The 4189-nt window shown below is 37.4% G+C and carries 4 protein-coding genes; all 4 read right to left on the bottom strand.

What is annotated here, in order from left to right:
• Positions 1-378: 378 nt before the first annotated feature.
• A complete protein-coding gene (locus tag BBH99_RS10140; RefSeq protein WP_066695182.1) occupies positions 379-972 on the bottom strand; it encodes a hypothetical protein in 594 nt (197 codons plus the stop codon).
• A gap of 4 nt (positions 973-976) precedes the next feature.
• Positions 977-1354, bottom strand: a complete 378-nt coding sequence (locus tag BBH99_RS10135) for a YchJ family protein (RefSeq protein WP_066695180.1) — start codon at positions 1352-1354, stop codon at positions 977-979.
• Between the two features lie 177 nt (positions 1355-1531).
• On the bottom strand, positions 1532-3673 hold the full coding sequence (locus BBH99_RS10130; protein ID WP_066695177.1) for a M3 family metallopeptidase: 2142 nt from the start codon (positions 3671-3673) through the stop codon (positions 1532-1534).
• A 157-nt stretch (positions 3674-3830) separates the two neighbouring features.
• Positions 3831-4189 (bottom strand): SPW repeat domain-containing protein (locus tag BBH99_RS10125; protein WP_123873114.1); only part of this gene is annotated, 359 nt, incomplete at its 5' end.

Below are 4189 nucleotides of genomic sequence, written 5' to 3'. Positions count from 1 at the left end.
CCAGGCTTTTGTAGTTGAAGTAACTCCGGAAGCTGTAGTAGCAGACCTTAACCACCCAATGGCTGGTAAAGTGTTAGATTTCCAGGTAGAAGTTTTAAACACTCGTCCTGCAACAGAAGAAGAATTATCACACGGTCACGCTCACGGAATTGACGGGACTGATGCTCACTAAAAAATAATATAATGTCCGATTTTTTCGGACATTTTTTTTGATCGGATTTTTAGATTCTAGTCTGAGATAACATAATAATACCTCACAGCGTTTTCTGAGAGGTATTTTTTGTAAGTTATATGATAATAGTCAAATAGTGCTTAGTATTCCCCTCCGCTGAAGGGATGTCAAATCGAAGAATTGAAGGGGTGATTTATCCCACACTTTTACTCCGCATCATACTCCGTTACATCAATAAATGTCAGGAACCACTTGCCATCAATCTTTGTCATAACAAATCGAAATCCGTTAACAGGAGCATTTTCCTTACTATTTTCAGCAAGCGTTATAAAAACTACATTTTTAGGATCAGAATTGATCTTAAAAATGGGCTGATCCTTTACAGCGTATAGTTCTGAAAACTTATCGGCATAATCATTCACTACATTAGAATTAAACTGAACAGATAATCCTTCTTTTTTCCACTTTTTGTTTTTCAAGTCATATTCAAAAGCAGTATCAAACTCTATGGGAAACTGATTTCTGATATTCCATGCCTTTTTAATATATCCTAATGGCATACTGAAATCAACATCCTCATTGGAAACAAATCCCAGATCACTGCTACTTGTAAAAAGAACACCAACACCGTAGGTTTCGTTCACATACTTATTCATGAGATCACCATTCTTGGTTTGGAAACCTTTTAAAATATCGGTTACAGCTACAGAAACTTCTTTTTTATCTTCAGCAGTCTGAGCATTAAAAAATCCAAAGCTACACAGTAAAAGCAGCAGGGTATAAATAAAATTATTCTTCATAGTATTAGTCTAAAAATTCACCTGAAACATAATACCAACGCTCATGCATCTTCTGGAAAACAGAAAATTCGTGATGGATTTGAGGATGGCCATCCTGGTCTGTATAGTAAGCCTTAAATTCTACATGGTTTAAAGCAGGAGTCTGAACTATTTCCAGTTTTGTCCATTCATTGATTTCTCCCCATTCCTGTAGATCCCGCTTGTTGTGGAACTTTCGTTTTCCCGGAAGGGTAGTTTCCATTAAATATTCACCATTCGGAATGGCGAAGGCTGAAAATCGGGAACGCATCAGTGCTTCAGCGGTGGGAGCATGTTTTTCTCCTGTATGATAAGGTTTGCAGCATTCTTCGTAGGACTTTCCTGAACAGCAGGGACAATTCATCTTGTTTATTTAAAGTTGTAAGCTGCAAAAGTATAATAAATATCTGTTCTAAAATAATACAATCCATCCATTGGCTTTAGCCAAAACTTATCTTTCAATTTTTATATACAAATTTGAGAATAGTTTTAGGTTTCAATCAAAAAAAAGAAGCACTCTTAAAAGAATGCTTCAATTATATTATTTAATAAACCCTCTGTTTCTTAATAAAGGTTTAATATCCGGATCATGTCCTGTGAAATCTCTGAATGCCTGGTTAAGGTCTACAGAATTTCCTACAGAAAGAATATATTTTCTGAAACGGTCACCGTTTTCTCTGGTTAATCCACCGTTTTTGCTGATCCATTCCCATGCGTCGTTATCCAGCGTTTCAGACCACAGATAAGCATAATATCCAGCTGAATATCCACCACCCCAGATGTGTGCAAAATAAGGGGTATGGTATCTTGGTGGAACTGTTGCTAAAGTAAATCCGTGATTCGTTAAAGATTGTTTTTCAAAATCTAAAACCGGAATAAACTGGCTTTCATTGGTTACAGAATGCCAATCCATATCTAAAGCTGCTGCAGAAATCAATTCTGTAGTCATATATCCTTGATTGAAAGTAGCAGCCTTTTTAATTTTATCTACCAATTCCTGAGGAATAGGCTGCTTTGTTTCATAATGAACAGCATAGTTCTTTATAACTGTCGGATCCAATGCCCAGTGTTCGTTGATTTGAGAAGGGAATTCCACAAAGTCCCTTGGTACGTTGGTTCCTGAAAGCGATGGATATTTCTGGCTTGCAAACATTCCGTGGATAGAGTGTCCAAACTCATGGAAAATAGTTGAAACATCATCAAAGCTGATTAACGAAGGTTTGCCAGGAGCAGGTTTCTGATAATTGTAGCAGTTTACAATTACAGGTTTTGTTCCCATCAGATAAGACTGTTCTACAAAGTTGCTCATCCATGCCCCTCCATTTTTAGAATCTCTTGTATAGAAATCCAGATAATAGATTGCGATAGACTTTCCGTCATGATCGAAAACTTCATACGTTACTACATCCGGATGATAAACAGGAAGATTAGTTCTCTTTTTGAAAGTCAGTCCGTAGAATTTTTCAGCTGCGAAGAAAACTCCTTTTTCTAAAACCGTTGTGATTTCAAAATAAGGTTTAATTTCACTTTCGTCAAGATCAAATTTCGCTTTTCTTACTTGTTCAGCATAGAAATTCCAGTCCCAAGGCTCTACTTTGAAACCACCTTTTTGCTGATCGATAAGGTCCTGAATATCTTTAGCCTCACGTCTTGCTGTTTCTACAGCTGGTGTAGCAACCTGGTTCATCAGTTTAGTAGCTGCTTCCGGAGTTTTCGCCATCTGATCCTGAAGTTTCCATTCTGCGAAATTCTTTTTACCAAGAATCTGAGCTTTCTTCAATCTGATTTTAGCCAGTTTTTCAATGGTTTCTCTCGTATCGTTAGCATCACCCTTTTCAGCTCTTGTCCATGAAGCTTTGAATAGCTTTTCTCTGGTAGCTCTGTTTTTCAGGTTTTGTAAAAGAGGTTGCTGGGTCGTGTTCTGTAGGGCAAGAAGATATTTTCCAGGTTGTCCTGCTGTTTTGGCATCAGCCGCAGCTGCAGCAATTTCATCAGCAGAAAGCCCGTCCAGTTCCTTTGCATCAGAAAAGAATACACCACCTTGCTTTCTTGCTTCCAATAATTTATTGGCATATTGAGTGGAAAGTGAAGCCAGTTCCTGGTTGATCTGCTTCAAAGTTTCCTTATCTGCCGCAGAAAGATTAGCTCCCGCAATCTCAAAGTTTTGCTTATAATACTGTACCAATCTCTTGCTCTCAGAGTCAAGTCCATCTTCTTTGATTGACTTGATTCTTTTATAAAGATTTTCATTCAGGAACATTTTATCAGAGTGTGCTGCAAAAATTGGAGCATATTCTTCATCTAAAGCCTGTAAAGTAGGATTGGTATTCGCGCTGGTAAGGTTAGAGAACACAATCTGTGCTCTTCTCAGCACTTCACCGCTTTTTTCCAATGCAACAATGGTATTTTCAAAAGTAGGGGAAGCAGGATTATTGGCAATTTTTTCAATTTCAGCAGCATGTTGTTTCAATCCGAAATCAAAGGCCGGTTTAAAATGTTCATTTTTAATTTTGTCAAACTCCGGAGCTTCGTACTGAAGCTTACTCTTCTTCATAAAAGGGTTTGAAGATAAAGATGGATCAGGAGCAGGAAGTTCCTGTTGTGTATCGGTCTGTTTCATTGTAGTACAAGATTGATTGAACGCCAAGGCAGAAATTAATAATACCGATGAAATATTCTTCATAAATATAGTTGTTATTAAAGCATAAAGATATTAAAAACTTGCCTTACAGCGGATATTTTTGAATTATGTATTTCATAAAACCAATAAATGCTAATGAGGGAAGATAAAAGCTTCACTGATGTTCAGTAAAGCTTAGAAGTTTAAAATGTGTAGATGTTTAATATGTTTTCATTGGAAAATGAGTTTCCGGAGGTGCTTTTCTGGTAATAAGTATAGCGATAAGTTCAACTATTCCTAAGATGATATGAGGCCAATGTACCTTTTCATAAAAGCCAAACAACCAAGGTGATACCGTGAGAAGGATGGCAGACATCAAATCAAGAAGAAGATGTCCCTGAAAAGAAAAAGCCGGAGCCAAAGCATATTCGTAATCCGTAAGGAGACTGTAAGCCAATGTAGATGCACCCAGTATAACTGGTAAAACTGTTGCAGCGCTGTTATCTGCAAATCCTAGCAGCCATGGGACGCTTATGAGGAATATCCCCATAAGGTAATCCAGTATGGCGTGTGTTTTTG

Origin of the sequence: Chryseobacterium contaminans, from assembly GCF_001684955.1 — a bacterium.
GTDB lineage: Bacteria > Bacteroidota > Bacteroidia > Flavobacteriales > Weeksellaceae > Chryseobacterium > Chryseobacterium contaminans.
The sequence above is the reverse complement of the archived record's forward strand: the minus strand, read 5'-3'. Positions and strand labels throughout refer to the sequence as shown.